The 18,270-nt window shown below is 60.9% G+C and carries 17 protein-coding genes; 15 read left to right on the forward strand and 2 right to left on the reverse strand.

The annotated features are described in order from the left end of the window. Window positions 1-43: 43 nt before the first annotated feature. The 15 genes from ruvB to ACXYMO_RS10605 all read left to right on the forward strand — a co-directional run bounded on the left by ruvB (window position 44) and on the right by ACXYMO_RS10605 (window position 15,077). Entirely contained in the window at window positions 44-1,063 is a 1,020-nt protein-coding gene (ruvB, locus tag ACXYMO_RS10535; protein WP_458878651.1) for a Holliday junction branch migration DNA helicase RuvB, read from the forward strand. A 63-nt stretch (window positions 1,064-1,126) separates the two neighbouring features. After that, window positions 1,127-1,753: a hypothetical protein gene (locus ACXYMO_RS10540; RefSeq protein ID WP_458878652.1), complete on the forward strand. Its 627-nt coding sequence runs from the start codon at window positions 1,127-1,129 to the stop codon at window positions 1,751-1,753. A 71-nt stretch (window positions 1,754-1,824) separates the two neighbouring features. Next, entirely contained in the window at window positions 1,825-2,208 is a 384-nt protein-coding gene (ybgC, locus tag ACXYMO_RS10545) for a tol-pal system-associated acyl-CoA thioesterase (protein ID WP_458879078.1), read from the forward strand. Window positions 2,209-2,310: 102 nt separating this feature from the next. Next, window positions 2,311-3,006, forward strand: a complete 696-nt coding sequence (gene tolQ / locus ACXYMO_RS10550) for a protein TolQ (RefSeq protein ID WP_458878653.1) — start codon at window positions 2,311-2,313, stop codon at window positions 3,004-3,006. A 2-nt stretch (window positions 3,007-3,008) separates the two neighbouring features. Beyond that, window positions 3,009-3,485 carry a protein TolR gene (gene tolR / locus ACXYMO_RS10555; protein WP_458878654.1) on the forward strand — a complete coding sequence of 159 codons (477 nt, stop codon included), beginning with the start codon at window positions 3,009-3,011 and terminating at the stop codon, window positions 3,483-3,485. Window positions 3,486-3,494: 9 nt separating this feature from the next. After that, window positions 3,495-4,592: an energy transducer TonB gene (locus tag ACXYMO_RS10560; protein WP_458878655.1), complete on the forward strand. Its 1,098-nt coding sequence runs from the start codon at window positions 3,495-3,497 to the stop codon at window positions 4,590-4,592. Next, entirely contained in the window at window positions 4,589-5,911 is a 1,323-nt protein-coding gene (gene tolB / locus ACXYMO_RS10565) for a Tol-Pal system beta propeller repeat protein TolB (protein ID WP_458878656.1), read from the forward strand. The genes ACXYMO_RS10560 and tolB overlap by 4 nt, the downstream gene beginning before the upstream one ends. Window positions 5,912-6,001: 90 nt before the next feature. Next, the gene (pal, locus tag ACXYMO_RS10570; protein WP_458878657.1) at window positions 6,002-6,517 is read left to right on the forward strand and encodes a peptidoglycan-associated lipoprotein Pal; all 516 of its coding nucleotides are present in this window, start codon (window positions 6,002-6,004) and stop codon (window positions 6,515-6,517) included. Window positions 6,518-6,521: 4 nt separating this feature from the next. Beyond that, window positions 6,522-7,349 carry a tol-pal system protein YbgF gene (gene ybgF, locus ACXYMO_RS10575; RefSeq protein WP_458879079.1) on the forward strand — a complete coding sequence of 276 codons (828 nt, stop codon included), beginning with the start codon at window positions 6,522-6,524 and terminating at the stop codon, window positions 7,347-7,349. After that, window positions 7,346-8,608, forward strand: coding sequence for a tRNA lysidine(34) synthetase TilS (gene tilS / locus ACXYMO_RS10580; protein ID WP_458878658.1), 1,263 nt, complete (start codon window positions 7,346-7,348; stop codon window positions 8,606-8,608). The genes ybgF and tilS overlap by 4 nt, the downstream gene beginning before the upstream one ends. Window positions 8,609-8,685: 77 nt before the next feature. Next, on the forward strand, window positions 8,686-10,611 hold the full coding sequence (gene ftsH / locus ACXYMO_RS10585; RefSeq protein WP_458878659.1) for an ATP-dependent zinc metalloprotease FtsH: 1,926 nt from the start codon (window positions 8,686-8,688) through the stop codon (window positions 10,609-10,611). Window positions 10,612-10,725: 114 nt separating this feature from the next. Beyond that, window positions 10,726-11,304: an MOSC domain-containing protein gene (locus ACXYMO_RS10590; RefSeq protein ID WP_458878660.1), complete on the forward strand. Its 579-nt coding sequence runs from the start codon at window positions 10,726-10,728 to the stop codon at window positions 11,302-11,304. A 163-nt stretch (window positions 11,305-11,467) separates the two neighbouring features. Continuing rightward, on the forward strand, window positions 11,468-13,144 hold the full coding sequence (locus ACXYMO_RS10595) for a formate--tetrahydrofolate ligase (RefSeq protein WP_458878661.1): 1,677 nt from the start codon (window positions 11,468-11,470) through the stop codon (window positions 13,142-13,144). Window positions 13,145-13,243: 99 nt separating this feature from the next. Further along, window positions 13,244-14,137: a bifunctional methylenetetrahydrofolate dehydrogenase/methenyltetrahydrofolate cyclohydrolase FolD gene (gene folD, locus ACXYMO_RS10600; RefSeq protein ID WP_458878662.1), complete on the forward strand. Its 894-nt coding sequence runs from the start codon at window positions 13,244-13,246 to the stop codon at window positions 14,135-14,137. Window positions 14,138-14,339: 202 nt separating this feature from the next. After that, window positions 14,340-15,077, forward strand: a complete 738-nt coding sequence (locus ACXYMO_RS10605) for a LytTR family DNA-binding domain-containing protein (RefSeq protein WP_458878663.1) — start codon at window positions 14,340-14,342, stop codon at window positions 15,075-15,077. 57 nt (window positions 15,078-15,134) lie between these two features. On the opposite strand, the gene pdeM is transcribed toward ACXYMO_RS10605, so the two are convergent. Together pdeM and ACXYMO_RS10615 are read right to left on the reverse strand one after the other, a co-directional pair. Next, window positions 15,135-15,797, reverse strand: coding sequence for a ligase-associated DNA damage response endonuclease PdeM (gene pdeM / locus ACXYMO_RS10610; RefSeq protein WP_458878664.1), 663 nt, complete (start codon window positions 15,795-15,797; stop codon window positions 15,135-15,137). Window positions 15,798-15,838: 41 nt separating this feature from the next. Next, entirely contained in the window at window positions 15,839-18,262 is a 2,424-nt protein-coding gene (locus ACXYMO_RS10615; RefSeq protein ID WP_458878665.1) for a ligase-associated DNA damage response DEXH box helicase, read from the reverse strand. Window positions 18,263-18,270 lie beyond the last annotated feature (8 nt).

Raw genomic sequence — 18,270 nt, forward strand, 5'->3', positions numbered from 1 at the left:
GGTTGGTCCGGAAACGCCCGGGTCAATGTGCAGATGAGATGACATGATGGAAGCTGATCCAACCCTGCGCCCCACCCCGTTGCCCGAAGATAACGACCGGGCATTGCGGCCCCAGGTACTGGATGATTTCATCGGTCAGGCCGAGGCCCGCGCAAATCTCAAGATTTTCATCCAGTCGGCGCGCCAGCGGGGCGAGGCGATGGATCACACGCTGTTTCACGGGCCGCCGGGATTGGGAAAAACCACGCTGGCGCAGATCATGGCGCGTGAACTGGGGGTGAATTTCCGCATGACCTCGGGGCCGGTTCTGGCCAAGGCAGGGGATCTGGCGGCGATCCTGACCAATCTCGAGGCGCGCGACGTTCTGTTCATCGACGAAATCCATCGCCTGAACCCGGCGGTCGAAGAGGTGCTTTATCCCGCACTGGAAGATTTCGAACTGGATCTGGTCATTGGCGAAGGACCCGCCGCGCGGACCGTGCGCATTGAATTGCAGCCCTTTACGCTGGTCGGGGCCACGACGCGGATGGGATTGCTGACCACACCGCTGCGTGACCGGTTCGGCATTCCGACGCGGCTTCAGTTCTATACGGTCGATGAATTGCACGAAATCGTCACGCGCAACGCACGCCTGTTGGGCGCCCCGGCGGATGATGCTGGCGCCCGCGAAATTGCGCGCCGGGCGCGGGGCACCCCCCGGATTGCCGGGCGTCTGTTGCGCCGTGTCGTGGATTTTGCAGTGGTCGAGGGGGATGGCACGATCAGCCAGGCGCTGGCCGATAATGCGCTGACCCGTCTGGGTGTCGATCATCTGGGGCTGGACGGTGCCGATCGACGCTATCTGCGCCTGATTGCCGAAAACTATGCCGGTGGGCCGGTGGGCATCGAAACCCTGTCAGCGGCGCTGAGCGAAAGCCGCGATGCCTTGGAGGAGGTGATTGAACCTTTCCTTCTGCAACAGGGACTGATTCAGCGCACTCCGCGGGGCCGAATGCTGGCGCAAAAGGCGTGGGATCATCTGGGTCTGCCCGCGCCCAAGGGGCAAAACGACTTGTTCGGTTGAACCCGAGACAGCTGCCATTTATGGCGTGGCGCGCACGGTTCTGGCCAACACCCGCGAGGCAATATGACACCTGAAGATATTGAAACGCTGTTCACCGGCGAAAACGGCGCGTTCCGTTTCGCGCGCTGGGGACGCCCGATTGCGCCAATCGTTTTCGGGGTCGAGGATGAAACCCTGTCAGTCGTAAAGGGCGCGTTCGAGGCCATGACCGTTCTGGCCGGGCATCAGATGGCGGAAACCGATCCGGAACTGGGCAGCAATTGCATGGTGTTCTTTTTCCGCGACTGGTCGGAACTGTTGGAGGTGCCCGACCTTGACCGGTTGCTGCCCGAACTGGCCACCCTTGTGCCCAAGCTGGATGCATCAGGCGCTAACCAATATCGCGTGTTCCGCTTTGATGCGCAGGGCGCGATCAAGGCGGCCTTCGTGTTCCTGCGGATGGATGACCAGCTGTCGGCCATGCCTGCCGAAACACTGGCGCTGGGGCAGGTGGTGCAGGTCATGCTGGTCTGGTCCGACCGCGCCTTTGCCCAAACCTCGCCTCTGGCCATTGCGCACGGGACGACCATCTTGCGCCCTGATATCGGCGACGTCATACGCGCGGCATATGACAAGGTGTTGCCGGTGGCGTCCGAGGATCCTTCGGTCGCGCTGCGCCTTTTTGCACGGATCACGGCCAATACCGCGTGACCTGAGGCGGGTTGCGCTTTCATTCAGACGTCGGTTAGCTGTGCCGCATGTCTGAACCCACCGCAGAACCGATCATTCATCGCTTTCCGGTCCGTGTCTATTACGAAGACACGGATATGGGAGGTGTCGTTTATCACGCCAATTATCTGCGGTTTATTGAACGGGCCCGCAGCGAATGGGTGCGCCAGTTGGGAAACGATCAGAATGCCATGCGCGATCAGGGCATTGTCTGGGTCGTGCGCAGCATTGCGGCCGAATATTTGGCGGCCGCCCGGTTCGAGGACGAATTGATGGTCGAAACCACCTTGGCCTCGGTCAGCAATTCCAAGCTGGTCATGGACCAGGTCGTGAAACGGGGCGATCAGGTCATTTTCACCGCCCGAGTCACGGCGGTGTGCATGAATGCGAGTGGACGGCCCGTGCGGCTTCCAGCGGAGATTCGCGCATTGATGTAACAAACGATGTTGTGAGCGCGGTTCTGTTGGCAATCCCCATCAATCTAAGCTAACTTGCGCCCAACAAGGCCGAAAAAACGGCCGTAATTGAAGAGCAGGCAGATGGAAACAGAGACCCTTGCGCTGGCGCAGGAGATTGATTTCTCCATGTGGGCGCTTTTCGCGCGCGCCACCCTTACCGTTAAACTGGTGATCGTGATGCTGGTTCTTGCTTCAGTATGGTCCTGGGCGATCATCATCCAGAAACACATCCTCTACCGGTCCGCCCGCCGCGAGGCAGGCATTTTTGACCGCGCGTTCTGGTCCGGTGAGCCGCTGGATGGGCTCTATGAGCAGATCGGCGCGCAACCGGACGGAAATTCGGAAAAAATCTTTGCTGCCGGCATGACCGAATGGCGCCGGTCGCATCGCGATGATGGCGGGTTGATCGCCGGGGCGCAGGCCCGGATCGATCGCAGCATGGACGTGGCGATCAGCAAAGAGGCCGAAAGCCTTCAGCAAGGTCTGACAATTCTTGCAACGATCGGATCAACGGCCCCCTTTGTCGGTCTGTTCGGGACCGTCTGGGGCATCATGAACGCCTTCATCGAAATCGCGGAACAGCAGAACACCAATCTGGCGGTCGTGGCGCCGGGCATTGCCGAGGCGCTTCTGGCGACCGGTCTGGGCCTTCTGGCAGCGATCCCGGCAGTGATCTTCTATAACAAGCTGAGCGCAGACAGTGACTACATCGTCGGTGGCTACGAGGCGTTCGCCGATGAGTTCGCGACGATCCTGTCGCGCCAGTTGGACGCCTGATCATGGGCGCGGCGATTCAGCAATCGGACGGCGGTAACAAGCGGCGCAGACGCGGGCGCAGTCGCGCGCGGCCTATGGCCGAAATCAACGTCACCCCCTTTGTGGACGTGATGCTGGTGCTGTTGATCATCTTCATGGTTGCGGCCCCCTTGCTGACGGTCGGTGTTCCGGTCGAACTGCCGAAAACAGCGGCCAATGCGCTGCCCGGAGATCAGGAAGAGCCGCTGACGGTGACGATTACGGCCGATGGATCGGTGCAGATTCAAACCACCGACACGCCGCGCGATCAACTGGTGGCCAAGCTGCGCGCCATCGCCGCCGAGCGTGAAAGCGACCGTGTGTTCCTGCGAGCTGATGGGTCGATCCCCTATGAGCAGGTGATGCAGGTCATGGGCGCGTTGAACGCGGGCGGGTTTTCCAATGTGGGTCTGGTGACGGATATCGGCGGGCCGACGCTGGACAGTTCAGTGGATAGGTGAGGCTGCGCTTTGCAGACCGGCACAAAAATTTCGGGCATCGCGCATTTGGTGCTGATCGGCTGGGCCGTGTTCGGTGGGGCATTCTCCTCCGATCCACTGCCGTTTGAAGTGGCCGAAGTGTCCGTCATAAGCGCCGAGGAATACGCCGCGCTGACCGCACCGGCGCGCCCGCCGGCTGTCGCCCCCGCGCCCGAGGTGCCGCAAGCGCCGCAAGAGCCCGAACAGACGCCTGTCGTCGAACCCGCGCCGGAACCCGAAACACCGCAACCGCCCGAGCCGCCGGCCCCGCAGGAGGCCCCCGAAGCGCCTGCACCGCCGCCCGATGTGGACGTCAGCGAAGCGCCGCCCGCGCCGGAACCGGAGCAAGAGCAGGTAAGCATAATCGAAGAGCCCAAGACCGATGCGCAGCCCAAGCCATCGGATCGGGTTGCCCCCGAGGTCGTCGCGCCGCCGCCCCCCGAAGCGCGCCCGGATAAGGAGACCAAGGCCGAGGTCGCGCCGGATGACGGTGCCCAGACCCCTCAGGAGCCGCAGGAAGCCACCGCGCCGGAAGAAGCAAGCGATCGGATCGTTCCCGAAACGCAGGAAGTTGCCGTTTTGGCCCCTACACGGTCGGTGCGTCCGCCCTCGGCCCGGCCCAAACGCCCCGCGCCGACTCCGGCGGTGGCGAGCGAGCCCAAATCGGACCCGGCCCCGCAACCCAAAGACACGACCGATGCCGTGCGCAATGCGCTGGCCGAAGCGCTGGGCGGGACGGATGCCCCCGATGCCGCCCCTGCGGGTCCACCCTTGTCGGCCGGGGAAAAGGACGCATTGCGCGTGTCTGTGTCGCGCTGCTGGAACGTCGGGGCCTTGTCTTCGTCGGCGCTGGCGACAACCGTGGTCGTCAAGGTCTCCATGGCCCAGGACGGCAAGCCCGATGTCGGTTCGATCCGCATGCTGTCCAACTCGGGCGGCGACGGAACGGCGGCGAAACAGGCATTCGAGGCGGCGCGCCGCGCAATCATCCGATGTGGCAGCAAAGGGTTTGACCTGCCAGCCGAAAAATACGCCCATTGGCGCGACATTGAAATGACATTCAATCCCGAAAGGATGCGGATCAAATGATGCGATATCTGCTGAGCCTTTGTATTGCGACCACGTTGATTGCTGCGCCTTTGGCGGCGCAGGATCGCCCGCTTAGGATCGAGATCACCGAAGGGGTGATCGAACCGCTGACCTTTGCGGTCCCGGACATGGTTCCGGCGGGTCCAGCCGCGGCCGAAGTCGCGCAACAACTGTCCCGCGTCATCGCATCGGATCTGTCCGGAACGGGTTTGTTTCGGGAAATTCCCGCCAGCGCCTTTATCAGCCAGATCACCGATTTCGGTGCACCGGTCCAGTATGCCGATTGGAAGGCGATCAACGCTCAAGCCCTGATTACGGGGTCGGTCAATGTCGCGGGCAACGTGCTGACCGTTCAATTCCGGGTCTATGACGTGTTTTCCGGCGCTGAACTGGGCAACGGGCTGCAATTTTCGGGCTCGCCGGCCGGGTGGCGCCGCATGGCACACAAGGTCGCCGATTCCGTTTACAGCCGGATCACGGGCGAAGGCGGTTATTTCGACAGCAGGGTGGTGTTCGTGTCCGAAAGCGGCCCCAAGGATCAGCGCCTCAAACGGCTGGCGATCATGGATTATGACGGGGCCAATGTTCAGTATCTGACCGACAGCGCCGCCATTGTCCTGGCGCCCCGGTTTTCGCCAACCGGCGACCGGGTGTTGTACACCAGTTACGAAAGCGGCTTTCCGCGCATTTACGTCCTGGACGTGGGCAAGGTCGAGCGCCGCGTGCTGGAACAGCAGGAAGGCACCATGAGCTTTGCGCCGCGGTTTTCGCCGGACGGGCAAACGGTGGTGTTTTCGCTGACGGAAGGCGGAAATACCGACATCTATACCCTGTCCATCGGAACAGGCCGCCGCACCCGGCTGACCAGCGCGCCCTCGATCGAAACGGCGCCCAGCTATTCACCGGATGGCAGCCAGATCGTGTTCGAAAGCGACCGGTCGGGAACACAGCAACTCTATGTCATGTCGGCGGGCGGCGGCGAAGCGCGCCGGATCAGTTTTGCCGAAGATGGCCGCTATGGCACGCCGGTCTGGTCGCCGCGTGGCGATCTGATCGCCTTTACCAAACAGAGCAAGGGACGCTTTCACATCGGCGTGATGCGTGTGGACGGCAGCGAAGAGCGCCTGTTGACCGCATCGTTCCTGGATGAAGGGCCAACATGGTCGCCAAATGGCCGGGTGATCATGTTTGCGCGGGAAACCCAAGGCGCACAGGGGCGGTCCTCGCTCTATTCGGTGGATATTACCGGGCGCAATCTTCGCCCGGTCAGCACGCCGGACGGGGCATCTGACCCGTCTTGGTCGCCGTTGCAGAAATGATCGGAAAAGGGCCGACAAGCGTCGCGTTCACATAGGCATGCGACTGTGGTACTAATAAAGTAAGTAAAAGCAAAAATGCGAGGCATCGGGATGAGCACCCTGACCAAATTTCTGACGATCGGTTCCATGTTGATCATGGCGGCATGTACAGATCCAAGCCGTCTTGCCGATTCCGGCGCGGCCGGAACCGGCGCGGGCACTGCGGGCGCGATTGTGCCCGGGTCCGCAAATGATCCCAGATCACCGGCCTATTTCAGCCAGACCATTGGCGACCGGGTTCTGTTCCAGGTCGACCAGTCGACTCTGAGCGCGCAGGCGCAGGGCGTTCTGGACGGGCAGGCCAAGTGGTTGTCGACCAACACCGATTATATCGCCGTGATCGAAGGTCACGCCGATGAACAGGGCACGCGGGAATACAACCTTGCCCTGGGCGCCCGGCGCGCAAATGCGGCGCGGGAATATCTGATTTCGCGCGGTGTCGCCGGCAACCGGCTGAAGGTGGTCAGCTATGGCAAGGAACGCCCGATCGAGATTTGCAGCGAAGAGGCCTGCTATGCCAAGAACCGGCGTGCGGTCACGGTCCTGTCTGGTGGGGTGACAAGTTAACATGATGCGGTTTGCAGTTTTTGCGCTTTTGGTGCCATTGGGACTGGGGGCCGCTCCGGCGGTTGCCCAGGATCAGCAGACTTTGGCGGATGTCCGTCAGGAGTTGACGGTTCTTTACGTCGAAATTCAAAAGCTGAAGCGGGAACTGTCAACAACCGGCGCCCCTTCGGTCGATGTGGCGGGCTCCAGCGTGCTCGACCGCGTGGCGGCGATGGAATCCGAACTGCAGCGCCTGACCGCCCAGACCGAGCGTCTGGACAACCGGGTCAACCGTATCGTGACGGATGGCACCAACCGGATCGGCGATCTTGAGTTTCGTCTGGTGGAACTGGAAGGCGGCGACCTGAGCAAGCTGGGCGAAACGACCACGTTGGGCGGGGTCGAGGCCCTTCCCGCCGGGGCGGGCGTTGCCGAGACGCCAGCACCGACAATACCCACTGTTGAAATGGCCGTGGGCGAAAAGGCCGATTACGATGCTGCGGTCGCGGCCCTGTCGGAGGGTAGTTTTCAAAAGGCGGCTGAATTGTTTGCCGGGTTCAATCAATCCTATCCGGGCAGCCCGCTGGCTGCCGAGGCGGACCTGAACCGGGGCAAGGCGCTGGACAATCTGGGCGACACGCGCGAAGCCGCGCGCGCCTATCTGGCCAGTTTCTCAAGCGACGCCAACGGTCCGGTGGCCCCTGCGGCGCTGTTTGAACTGGGGTCGGCGTTGGGCCGGCTGGGACAAACGCAACAGGCCTGTGTCACCCTGGGTGAGGTCGGCGTTCGTTTTCCGGACGACGCAGCCGTTCAGAACGCCCGCGAGGAAATGGTCAAACTGGGCTGCTCTTGAACGAGCAGGATGCTCATATTCTGTCAACCGTCCGGGCGCAGTTCCACGCGTCGCCGCCCGAGCGTATTGGCGTAGCAGTATCCGGCGGCGGGGATTCAATTGCCCTGCTTCATGTCCTTCACCAGTTGTTCGACCCGCAAACAACGCAATTGTTCGCCGCGACTGTCGATCACGGCCTGCGCCCTGAATCGGCAGACGAAGCGGCGCAGGTGCGAGACATCTCTGAAAGCTTGGGGGTGACCCATTCTATTTTGCGCTGGCGCAATTGGGATGGGACCGGAAATCTGCAGGACCAGGCGCGCCGCGCGCGGTACGAATTGCTGAGCGACTGGTGCAAGTCCTGCGGAATCAGCGTGCTGGCGCTAGGCCATACCGCCGATGATCAGGCGGAAACCGTGCTGATGCGGCTGGCCCGCTCGGCTGGCGTTGACGGGTTGGCCGGGATCCCGTTCAAACGCACGATGAATGGCATCACGGTCATTCGGCCGATGTTATACCTGACGCGCGAAGAGCTTCGCGGTTTTCTGAGGCGCCACGACATTCCCTGGCTGGAGGACCCCTCGAACCAGGATATCCGGTTTGACCGGGTCAAGGCGCGCCAGGCGCTGGAGTGTCTGGACGATCTGGGGGTGACGGTTACCGGGCTTGCCGCGGTTGCGCAAAACCTGGCGCAGGCGCGCGAGGCGCTGGATTGGTACAGTTTTCTGGCCGCGCGCGACATTGCAGAGATCGTGGGCGGTGATGTTGTTCTGGATTTGCGCCAGTTTCGCACGCTTCCCGATGAAATCGCCCGCCGCCTTCTGGTGCGGGCTATCACATGGGTCAGCGGATCTCTCTATCCGCCGCGACGCGCGCCGTTGATGGACGTGATGGAGCTTGTCCGGCGGGGCCCGGTCAGGTCGGCGACCTTGGGGGGGTGCCGCGTTTTGCGACACGGGCGCAAGATCTGGATTTGCCGGGAATATAACGCGGTGCGCAATGAAATCGTCCCGGTTTCAGATATCTGGGACAAGCGGTGGCATCTGACGGCCGAGGACATGAGCGCGGATTACGAGGTTCGCCCGCTGGGGCGGCGGGGGCTCGCATTCTGCGAGAACTGGCGCGAAACGGGGCGCCCCCACGCGGCAATTATGGCCTCACCTTCGGTGTGGCTGGGCGATGAATTGATTGCCGCTCCGATGGCGGGCGAGCCCGGAGAATGGCATGCGGAACTGGCTGGCGGCGAAGAGTCTTTTTTCGCGGCGCTATTATCGCATTGAACCTGACCATTTCCTCTCTATTTTAATAGGGAAGCAAGGGGCCAGCTGCCTGGTCCCATGAAATTAGGAGATCTCCCTTGGGCAATGCACGCAACATCGCGTTCTGGGTCGTTCTGTTTTTGCTGATCCTTGCGCTGTTCAATCTGTTCAGCGGCTCGGGCGGAACCATGCAGAGTCGCGAAATCACCTATTCCGAGTTTGTGACTGCGGTCAAAGGTGGCGAAGTTTCGCAAGCAACGCTGGATGGTGAGCAAATTCGGTTCCGTCGTTCGGACGGTCAGGACTATGTAACGATCAAACCGGAAGACGCCGAAGTCACCGGAATGCTGATCGACAACAACATTCCGATCCGGGCGGAAAAACAGCAGCAATCGTTGTTCCAGTCCCTGATGTTCACGCTGCTGCCATTCCTGTTGCTGATCGGTGTCTGGGTTTATTTCATGAACCGGATGCAGGGCGGCGGTAAGGGCGGCGCCATGGGGTTTGGCAAATCCAAGGCCAAGATGCTGACCGAAAAACACGGGCGCGTTACGTTTGACGATGTCGCGGGTATCGATGAGGCCAAGGAAGAGCTGGAAGAGATCGTTGAATTCCTGCGCAATCCGCAGAAATTCTCGCGCCTGGGCGGCAAGATTCCGAAAGGTGCGCTGCTTGAGGGCCCTCCGGGGACAGGTAAGACGCTGCTGGCCCGCGCCATCGCGGGCGAGGCCGGTGTGCCGTTCTTTACCATTTCCGGGTCTGACTTTGTCGAAATGTTTGTGGGTGTCGGTGCATCGCGTGTGCGCGACATGTTTGAACAAGCCAAGAAAAACGCGCCTTGCATCGTCTTTATCGACGAAATCGACGCCGTGGGCCGTCATCGTGGCGCCGGGTATGGCGGCGGTAATGACGAACGCGAACAGACGCTGAACCAGTTGCTGGTCGAAATGGACGGGTTTGAGGCCAACGAAGGCGTCATCATCATCGCGGCCACGAACCGCAAGGATGTTCTGGACCCCGCGTTGCTGCGTCCGGGTCGGTTTGACCGTCAGGTCACCGTTGCAAACCCCGACATCAAGGGCCGCGAGAAAATTCTGGGCGTCCATGCCCGCAAGACTCCGCTGGCGTCCGACGTGGATCTGCGTGTGATTGCGCGCGGCACGCCGGGCTTTTCCGGGGCCGACCTGGCCAACCTCGTGAACGAGGCGGCGCTGACCGCCGCGCGTCTGGGTCGCCGTTCGGTCGCGATGGACGATTTCGAGATGGCCAAGGACAAGATCATGATGGGCGCCGAGCGTCGCAGCATGGTGTTGACACAGGACCAGAAGGAAAAGACCGCCTATCACGAAGCGGGCCACGCGATTGTGGGGATCAACCTGCCCAAGTGTGACCCGGTCTATAAGGCCACGATCATTCCGCGTGGCGGTGCATTGGGCATGGTGATGAGCCTGCCCGAAATGGACCGTCTGCAGATGTTCAAGGACGAAGCCGAACAGCGTATCGCCATGACCATGGCGGGCAAGGCGGCCGAAATCCTGAAATACGGCGCAGAAAGCGTGTCGTCCGGCCCTGTTGGTGACATTCAGCAAGCCTCGGCCTTGGCCCGTTCGATGGTCATGCGCTATGGCATGTCCGACAAGGTCGGCAACATCGATTACCAGGAGGCGGCGGCTGGCTATCAGGCCAACGGTGGCGCCGGCGGGTTCTCGGTCTCGGCGGCGACCAAGGAGTTGATCGAATCCGAGGTTAAGCGGATCATCGACGAAGGTTATGCCACCGCGTTCAAGATCATTCAGGACAAGAATGAAGAATTTGAGCGTCTGGCACAGGGACTGTTGGAATACGAAACTCTGACGGGTGAAGAAATTCAGCGCGTTATCCGGGGTGAGCCGCCTCATGTCGATGAGGACAGCGATGACAGTTCGGATACCGGCAGCGCACCCAGCGTGACGGCCATTCCAAAGACCAAGCCCAAGAAAACCCCACCCGCCGAGGGCGGGATGGAGCCGGAACCGTCGGCCTGACGATTATCGGAAACCAAATGCGGCCGGGGATGACCCCGGCCGTTTTTATTTGCGCTGGACTCGACCGGGACATCTGGCTTGGATCGGTCAACACAAACAGCAGGGACATTTGCGATGCCGACCTTGGAGCAAACGGAATTTGTGGGTGAGGTTGTCTGGCTGGGTCACGTTCCCGGGCAGATCGACTCCCTGCGCGCCCATGCGGTCGATTATCTGGATCTGACACTGGCCGGGGATGAGGGCGCCAGACATGCGGGAACTGAGCGCCCGTCCTGCGTGCGGGTGGCGAATCTCTACCCCAAGGGCACGATCATTCGAAACGTCCGCCAGTTGACTATTCTGTCGGCCGAGGAACTGGCCGGCATCGCCGCGGACATAAATTTGGACGATCTGGACCCGGGGCTGCTGGGCGCGTCGATGATCCTGCGGGGAATTCCTGATTTCACCCATGTGCCGCCGTCGTCGCGGTTGCAGGCGCCCTCGGGCCTGACCCTGACAGTAGACATGGAAAACCGGCCTTGCGTCCTGCCGGGCCGCGAGATCGAAGCCGAGCAATCCGGGCACGGCACCGGGTTCAAAACGGCCGCAACAGACCGCCGTGGCGTGACCGCCTGGGTCGAACGGCCGGGCAAGGTCGCTGTTGGCGATCGGCTCACTTTGTTCGTTCCCGATCAGCGCGTCTGGGCGCCCTGACTTCGGATTCGTTTCCAATCAGAAACGTGGAACACGAACCGCGCCGTTTCATGTTGTGAAAATGTCGGAAATCCACCGCTGACGGGATTGCCCTGGTTGTATGGCTGAAGCAGTTTCGGCGCGTCTCGCCGATACAGCAGGGAAAAAGGTCAGGATCGGGCGTATGAGCTATAAAACCGATATCGAAATTGCCCGCGAGGCAAAGAAAAAGCCGATTCAGGAAATTGGTGCAAAGCTGGGGATCGGCAATGATCACCTGCTGCCCTATGGCCATGACAAGGCCAAGGTCAGCCAGGATTTCATCAACTCGGTCCAGGATCGCCCGAATGGCAAGCTGATTCTGGTGACCGCGATCAACCCGACGCCCGCGGGCGAGGGGAAAACCACCACGACGGTCGGGTTGGGCGATGGACTGAATCGGATCGGGAAAAAAGCTGCCATCTGTATCCGCGAGGCCAGCCTGGGTCCGTGTTTTGGCATGAAAGGCGGCGCTGCGGGTGGCGGCTACGCGCAGGTTGTTCCGATGGAGGAAATGAACCTGCATTTTACCGGCGATTTCCACGCTATCACCTCGGCGCACAATCTCCTGAGCGCGATGATCGACAACCATGTCTATTGGGGCAACGAGCTGGAAATCGACGTGCGCCGCGTCACGTGGCGGCGCGTTGTCGACATGAACGACCGGGCGCTGCGCCAGATCACGGCATCCCTGGGTGGGGTGTCAAACGGGTTCCCGCGCGAAACCGGGTTCGACATCACCGTGGCCTCGGAAGTGATGGCCTGTCTCTGTCTAGCCACTGATCTTGAAGACCTGCAAAAGCGTCTTGGCGATATTATCGTGGCCTATCGGCGGGACCGCAGCCCGATCTATGCGCGTGACATCAAGGCGGACGGCGCGATGACCGTTCTACTCAAGGATGCAATGCAGCCGAACCTGGTGCAGACATTGGAAAACAACCCGGCCTTTGTGCATGGTGGACCGTTTGCGAACATCGCCCACGGCTGTAACAGCGTGATTGCCACCACGACGGCCCTTAAACTGGCCGATTACGTGGTGACCGAGGCGGGGTTCGGCGCTGATTTGGGCGCTGAGAAATTCATGAACATCAAATGCCGCAAGGCGGGTCTGGCGCCCGACTGCGTGGTGCTGGTGGCAACCGTGCGGGCGATGAAGATGAATGGTGGCGTGGCCAAGGCCGACCTCGGAGCCGAGAATGTCGAGGCGGTTCAGGCGGGCTGTGCAAACCTGGGACGTCACATTGGCAACCTCAAGTCGTTTGGCGTGCCGGTGGTGGTTGCGATCAACTACTTCGTCACGGACACCGAAGCCGAAGTCGAAGCGGTCAAAGCCTATGTGGAAACCCAGGGGTCCGAAGCGATCTTGTGCCGCCACTGGGAACTGGGCAGCGAAGGCACGGCAGAACTGGCCACGCGGGTTGCCGAAATCGCCGAAAGCGGCGAGTCGCAATTCGCGCCGCTCTATCCTGATGATCTGAGCCTGATGGAAAAGATCGAAACCATCGCCAAGCGCATCTATCACGCGGACGAGGTTCTGGCCGAAAAGAAAATCCGCGACCAGCTTCGCCAGTGGGAAGAGCAGGGGTATGGACACCTGCCGATTTGCATGGCCAAAACGCAGTACAGTTTTTCGACTGATCCGAACCTGCGCGGCGCACCGACGGGGCATTCCTTGCCCGTTCGCGAGGTGCGGCTGAGCGCGGGGGCGGGGTTTGTGGTGGTGATCTGTGGTGAGATCATGACCATGCCGGGTTTGCCCCGGGTCCCGTCGGCGGAGTCGATCATGCTGAATGAGGCCGGTCAGATCGAAGGGCTGTTCTGAGCGGAAAAACGCAGGCGCCTGGGGCGGGCATCGAGCCCGGCCCAGACGCGGACGCGGGGGCCACATGGCCGCAGCGCGTCTGAACCAGGGAGACGAATGTTGAGCGCGACTTTGATTGACGGAAAAGCCTTTGCGGCGAAGGTTCGGGCGCAAGTCGCCGCGAACGTGACCGCGTTGAAGGAACAGCATGGTCTGATCCCAGGATTGGCGGTCGTGCTGGTGGGTGAGGACCCGGCAAGCCAGGTATATGTCCGTTCGAAAGGCAAGGTGACCGTCGAAGTCGGCATGAAGTCGGTCGAACACAGGCTATCGGCCGACACGTCGGAAGCTGACCTTTTGAACCTGATCGAGGCGCTCAATACGGATCCGTCGATTCATGGAATATTGGTTCAATTGCCACTCCCGGATCATCTGAACGAAGATCTGGTGATCAATGCGATTGATCCGGCCAAGGATGTGGACGGGTTTCACATTTCCAACGTGGGTCTTTTGGGAACAGGACAAAAGTCGATGGTGCCCTGCACGCCGCTGGGGTGCTTGATGATGCTGCGGGATCACCACGGTGATCTGAGTGGCATGGACGCAGTGGTTATCGGGCGTTCGAACATCGTGGGCAAACCAATGGCCCAGCTTCTTCTGGGGGACAGCTGTACGGTAACTATTGCCCATTCCCGTACCCGCGACTTGCCCGGGGTGGTGCGCCGGGCCGATATCGTGGTGGCGGCTGTCGGTCGACCGCAAATGATTCCGGGGGACTGGATCAAACCGGGCGCGACCGTGATAGACGTTGGTATCAACCGCATCGAAAAACCCGAAGGCGGCACGCGCCTGGTTGGCGATGTGGACTTTGACAGTTGCGTCGAGGTTGCCGGGGCGATCACCCCGGTTCCAGGCGGGGTTGGACCGATGACGATTGCCTGCCTGCTGGCCAATACGCTGACAGCGTGTTGCCGGGCCAACGGCCTTCAGGAACCCGATGGGCTGACCGCCTGAAGAAGCAAACAGCGCGAGGCTATCTGATTGGTGAACTGTCCCATTTGCGTTAATTTTTCTTTGAGTTTTAAAGGAATTGGCTTTATTTGACGGCAAAGCTTGGACACTTTTGGAAATTCGGTGTCCGCTAGAAGGCGTGTTGGGTTTCGGTTGTTAGTATAAAGAGTAAATGTGGCAGTTACCTAAGCTAAAATTATCGTCCTTGTTCAACACGACGGCCTTCCGATTTTGGATCGTTCTGACCGTCGTCGTCGCCTTGGCCGGTCCTTTTGGCACGATCCAGATAGGCGGCTTTGCGTTCAGGTTGCTGTATTGGTCTGTGGTCACATTCCTTTCGATTGTGATCGGGCAATGGAGTTATTTCGCCGCAAAATCTTTCGTTGATCGGCAAAAGCCCATTCTGAATGATCTGGTCATGGTGGCCCTTACGACGGTGCTTCTGACGCCGATGATATGGCTTGTCACGGCCAAGCTGTTTGCATTGCAGGTGGAACCACAACCGACCCTGTTGCGTCTTGCCAGCTATATCGCGGTGATCACGGCGGCGATCTGTATTTTCCTCCGGACCATCCTCGGCATCGAAAAAATCAGCTATGCGGGTCGAAAACTGGTGCCCGATTCGCCGAAGCCGCCGCGGTTGATGCGGCGATTGCCGGACGGTTTTGACGGCCCCATCCTACGGCTGACGGTGCGCGATCATTTTGTGGATGTGGTGTCACCACAGGGCACACATTCGATCAGGCTCAGGTTCGGCGATGCAATTGACGAAATGGACACGGTGGTCGGGTATTGCACGCACAGGTCGCATTGGGTTGCAAAGGATGCCATTGATAGCGTTCAGCGCAGCAATGGGCGCATACACCTTGAACTGACAAACGGGGATCTGGTTCCTGTCAGTCGAAAATACAAATTCGGACTGGAAGACGCCGGAATTTTGTGAGGGTTCGCCGTTTCGCAAAGCGGTCAGTTCATTTCCCGTCCTCAAGACAGTTGAAAATTACCGGGGCATCGGAATCGTATGGGGTGTGGGGCCGGTCAGAATGGCCAGCGCCTCCGGTCGCATCAGCGTTTTCAGGGCGGCGTCATTGCTGCGCAGACCGCCCGTATAGGTGCCATAGGCGGGCAGGATGATACGATTCTGATCTACCAGAAACGCCGGGCGTGAAATGGTGCGTGCTGCCATGCGGACCTGTGCCTTGGGATGGTAGTGCCCCGAGATTTCGCCAATGCCATCCCGCCGGGCGATGTGGCGAAAGCTGAGCGGTGGCAGGGACAGTTCGGCCAGATGCGTGCCGCCCATGTCGATGGGGCCGGGATCATGATTGCCCTCAATCCAGATCCAGCGCCGCCCGGCCTGCATCCGGGTGATCCACAGCCGCTCGGAATCGGGAAGTGAGCTGATCGCGGTCAGATCATCAAAACTGTCGCCGAGGCAGACCACGATCCTGGCGCCGGTCCTTTCCAGATCACCAGACAGGCGGCGCAGGGTGTCGCGTGTTTCATAAGGCGGCAGAACCGGACCGCCGCGTTGCGCCACGCGCAATGATTTGCCGAAATGCAGATCGGATACGCACAACAGCGCCTGTTCCGGCCACCACAAGGCACCGGTTCCCATGGCGAACACTTCGGTTCCGGCCAGTTTCAGTTTTTGCGCGTTCATGGTACGTTCCATACTGCGCGGTGGCGATTTTGCAAACTGTTTCATACGACGCAGGAAATGGAATCAAGCCCGGCCGTTTCAAGCAACTTCTCGGCTTCTTCGGCCAGCAACCGCTCCTCGGCTGCACCGGCCACAGGAACGCGCCCAACCTCAAGTAGAAGGGGCGCGGCCAGCGGTGTGACCCGCGACAGGCGGATGTGATCGATCCGGCCCCCGACCCGGTTGATCATCTCGCTGATGCGTCCAAAATCGACCAGACCCGATTGGGCCTCGTGCCGGGTGATCTGCATCAACAGGTGGTCCGGGTCGTATTTGTGCAGCGTGTCATAGAGAATGTCCGACGAAAACGTCGCCTGCCGCCCGGATTTGCGTTGTCCTGCCATGTTGCGTTCGATCAGCCCGGCAATGGTCGCGCAGGCGCGGAATGTCCGCTTCATGACGGCGTTGCCGGCAAGCCATCCGTCCAACCCGTCCTGCAACGCCGCCAGATCGAACAGGGGCGCTGGATCGTCCAGCGGATCAAGTCCCCAGATCAGGGTCGCATAATCCGTTGCGACGAACCCAAGCGGGTGCAACCCGATTTCTTCAAATCGTTTGGCCAGCAAAAGGCCCAGGGTCTGCTGCGCGTTTCGCCCCGCAAACCCATAGATGCAGGTGTGTTCCCGCCCGTCATGGGGAAAGCTTTCAATCAAAAGCCGCCCGCGTTGCGGCAGGCGGGAGACATCGCGCTGCAAGGTGAGCCAGTCGGCCGTGTGTAGGGGCAATTGCGGCCAGGTGTCCTGTTCGAACATATCCAGAATGCGTTCGCTGAGTTGGGTCGAGGTTGCGAACTTCGTTCCCGAAAAGGTGGCGACCTTGGGTTTGCGATCCGTCCGGCGCGTCACCTCGACAGTCATTTCGCGCAGGCCTTCGTAGCGCACGACCTGACCGCCGATCAGAAAAGTATCGCCGGGTGTCAGCGATGCGGCGAACCCTTCTTCGACCTCGCCGAGCGGTTTGCCGCCGCGGTTTCGTTTGAGCCGCACCTTGAGTGTATCCGTGTCCTGAATCGTTCCGATGTTCATGCGGATACGCTGGGCCGAGCGGGGGTCGCGCAACTGCCACTGCCCATCCGCACGTTGCAGGAGCCGTTGCCAGCGATCATAGGCCGCAAGTGCATAGCCCCCCGTGGCGCAGAATTGCAGGCAATCGTCAAAGGCGTCTCGCGTCAGCGCCGCATAGGCCCCGACGGTCACCACCTGATCATAAAGCGTATCGGCGTCGAACGGGCCGGCGCAGGCCGTGATCAGGATATGCTGGCACAGAACGTCGAGCGGGCCAGCGCCGCGCGGTTCCCCGTCGAGATCGCTCTCGCGCGCGGCTTCGAGCGCGGCAACGCATTCGACAACTTCAAAACGGTTTGCGGGAACCAGCCGTGCCTTGGAGGGGGCATTGTACCTGTGGTTTGCGCGCCCGATCCGCTGGATCAGCCGTTTGACGTTTTTTGGCGCGCCGATCTGGATGACAAGATCCACATCGCCCCAGTCGATGCCGAGATCCAGGCTCCCCGTGCAGACGATGGCGCGCAGGTCGCCGCGTATCATAGCGGCCTCGACCCGTTCCCGCTGTACCCGGTCAAGGCTGCCATGGTGGATGCCGATGGGCAGGCTGTCGGTATTGGCGAGCCACAAGTTGTGAAAGAAAATCTCGGCCTGCGCGCGGGTGTTGTGAAAAATCAGCGTCGTTTTGTGCCGGCGCACCTGATCCAGGACCGCCGGGATGGCATAGGCGGCCCCGCCGCCGGACCAGGGGGGCTGCTCCTGTGTTTGCAGCATCGCGATATCGGGCGGTGGGCCGGGATCGGCCTGCAATATGGCGCAAGGGTCCGGATGACGCGCCAGCAGCCGTGCAATGGCCTCCGGGTCATCCACCGTTGCCGACAGGCCCACGCGCCGCAGCGTTGGGCACATGGCCTGCAGACGTGACAGGGCCAGAAAAAGCTGATCGCCCCGTTTGCTTTCGGCAAGGGCGTGAATTTCGTCTACCACGATGCGTTGCAGCCCCGCGAACATGCGGGGCGCGTCCTCGTAACTCGTCAGCAACGCCAGGCTTTCGGGTGTTGTAAGCAGGATGTGAGGCGGGTCGGCCCGCTGACGTTTCTTTTGCGTGGCCGATGTGTCGCCGGTGCGATCCTCGATCCGGATATCAAGGCCGATTTCGTCGACCGGGGTACGCAGGTTGCGTTTGATGTCTGCGGCCAGCGCCTTGAGCGGGGAGACATAAAGGGTGTGCAAACCGTCCCGGGTATCATCGGCAAGTTCAGCGAGTGTCGGCAGGAAACCCGCCATTGTCTTGCCGCCACCCGTTGGCGCAATCAACAGGGTTGCGGGGGCCTGGGCCCGTTCCAGCATGGCCTTTTGATGCGGATGGGGGGACCATCCGCGCGCGGCGAACCAATCGGCCAGGGCAGGGGGTAACGCTGTCATGCCCGATA

The sequence above is a fragment of the Arenibacterium sp. CAU 1754 genome (assembly GCF_054482635.1).

Bases quoted from the DNA above. Each gene is read 5' to 3' on its own strand.
- pal (WP_458878657.1), top strand. From the start codon at position 6,002: ATGAGCACCCTGACCAAATTTCTGACGATCGGTTCCATGTTGATCATG.
- pdeM (WP_458878664.1), bottom strand. From the start codon at position 15,797: ATGAACGCGCAAAAACTGAAACTGGCCGGAACCGAAGTGTTCGCCATG.
- ACXYMO_RS10540 (WP_458878652.1), top strand. From the start codon at position 1,127: ATGACACCTGAAGATATTGAAACGCTGTTCACCGGCGAAAACGGCGCG.
- ACXYMO_RS10615 (WP_458878665.1), bottom strand. From the start codon at position 18,262: ATGACAGCGTTACCCCCTGCCCTGGCCGATTGGTTCGCCGCGCGCGGA.
- ACXYMO_RS10590 (WP_458878660.1), top strand. From the start codon at position 10,726: ATGCCGACCTTGGAGCAAACGGAATTTGTGGGTGAGGTTGTCTGGCTG.
- tolR (WP_458878654.1), top strand. From the start codon at position 3,009: ATGGGCGCGGCGATTCAGCAATCGGACGGCGGTAACAAGCGGCGCAGA.
- ACXYMO_RS10595 (WP_458878661.1), top strand. From the start codon at position 11,468: ATGAGCTATAAAACCGATATCGAAATTGCCCGCGAGGCAAAGAAAAAG.
- ybgF (WP_458879079.1), top strand. From the start codon at position 6,522: ATGCGGTTTGCAGTTTTTGCGCTTTTGGTGCCATTGGGACTGGGGGCC.
- ruvB (WP_458878651.1), top strand. From the start codon at position 44: ATGATGGAAGCTGATCCAACCCTGCGCCCCACCCCGTTGCCCGAAGAT.
- tolB (WP_458878656.1), top strand. From the start codon at position 4,589: ATGATGCGATATCTGCTGAGCCTTTGTATTGCGACCACGTTGATTGCT.
- tolQ (WP_458878653.1), top strand. From the start codon at position 2,311: ATGGAAACAGAGACCCTTGCGCTGGCGCAGGAGATTGATTTCTCCATG.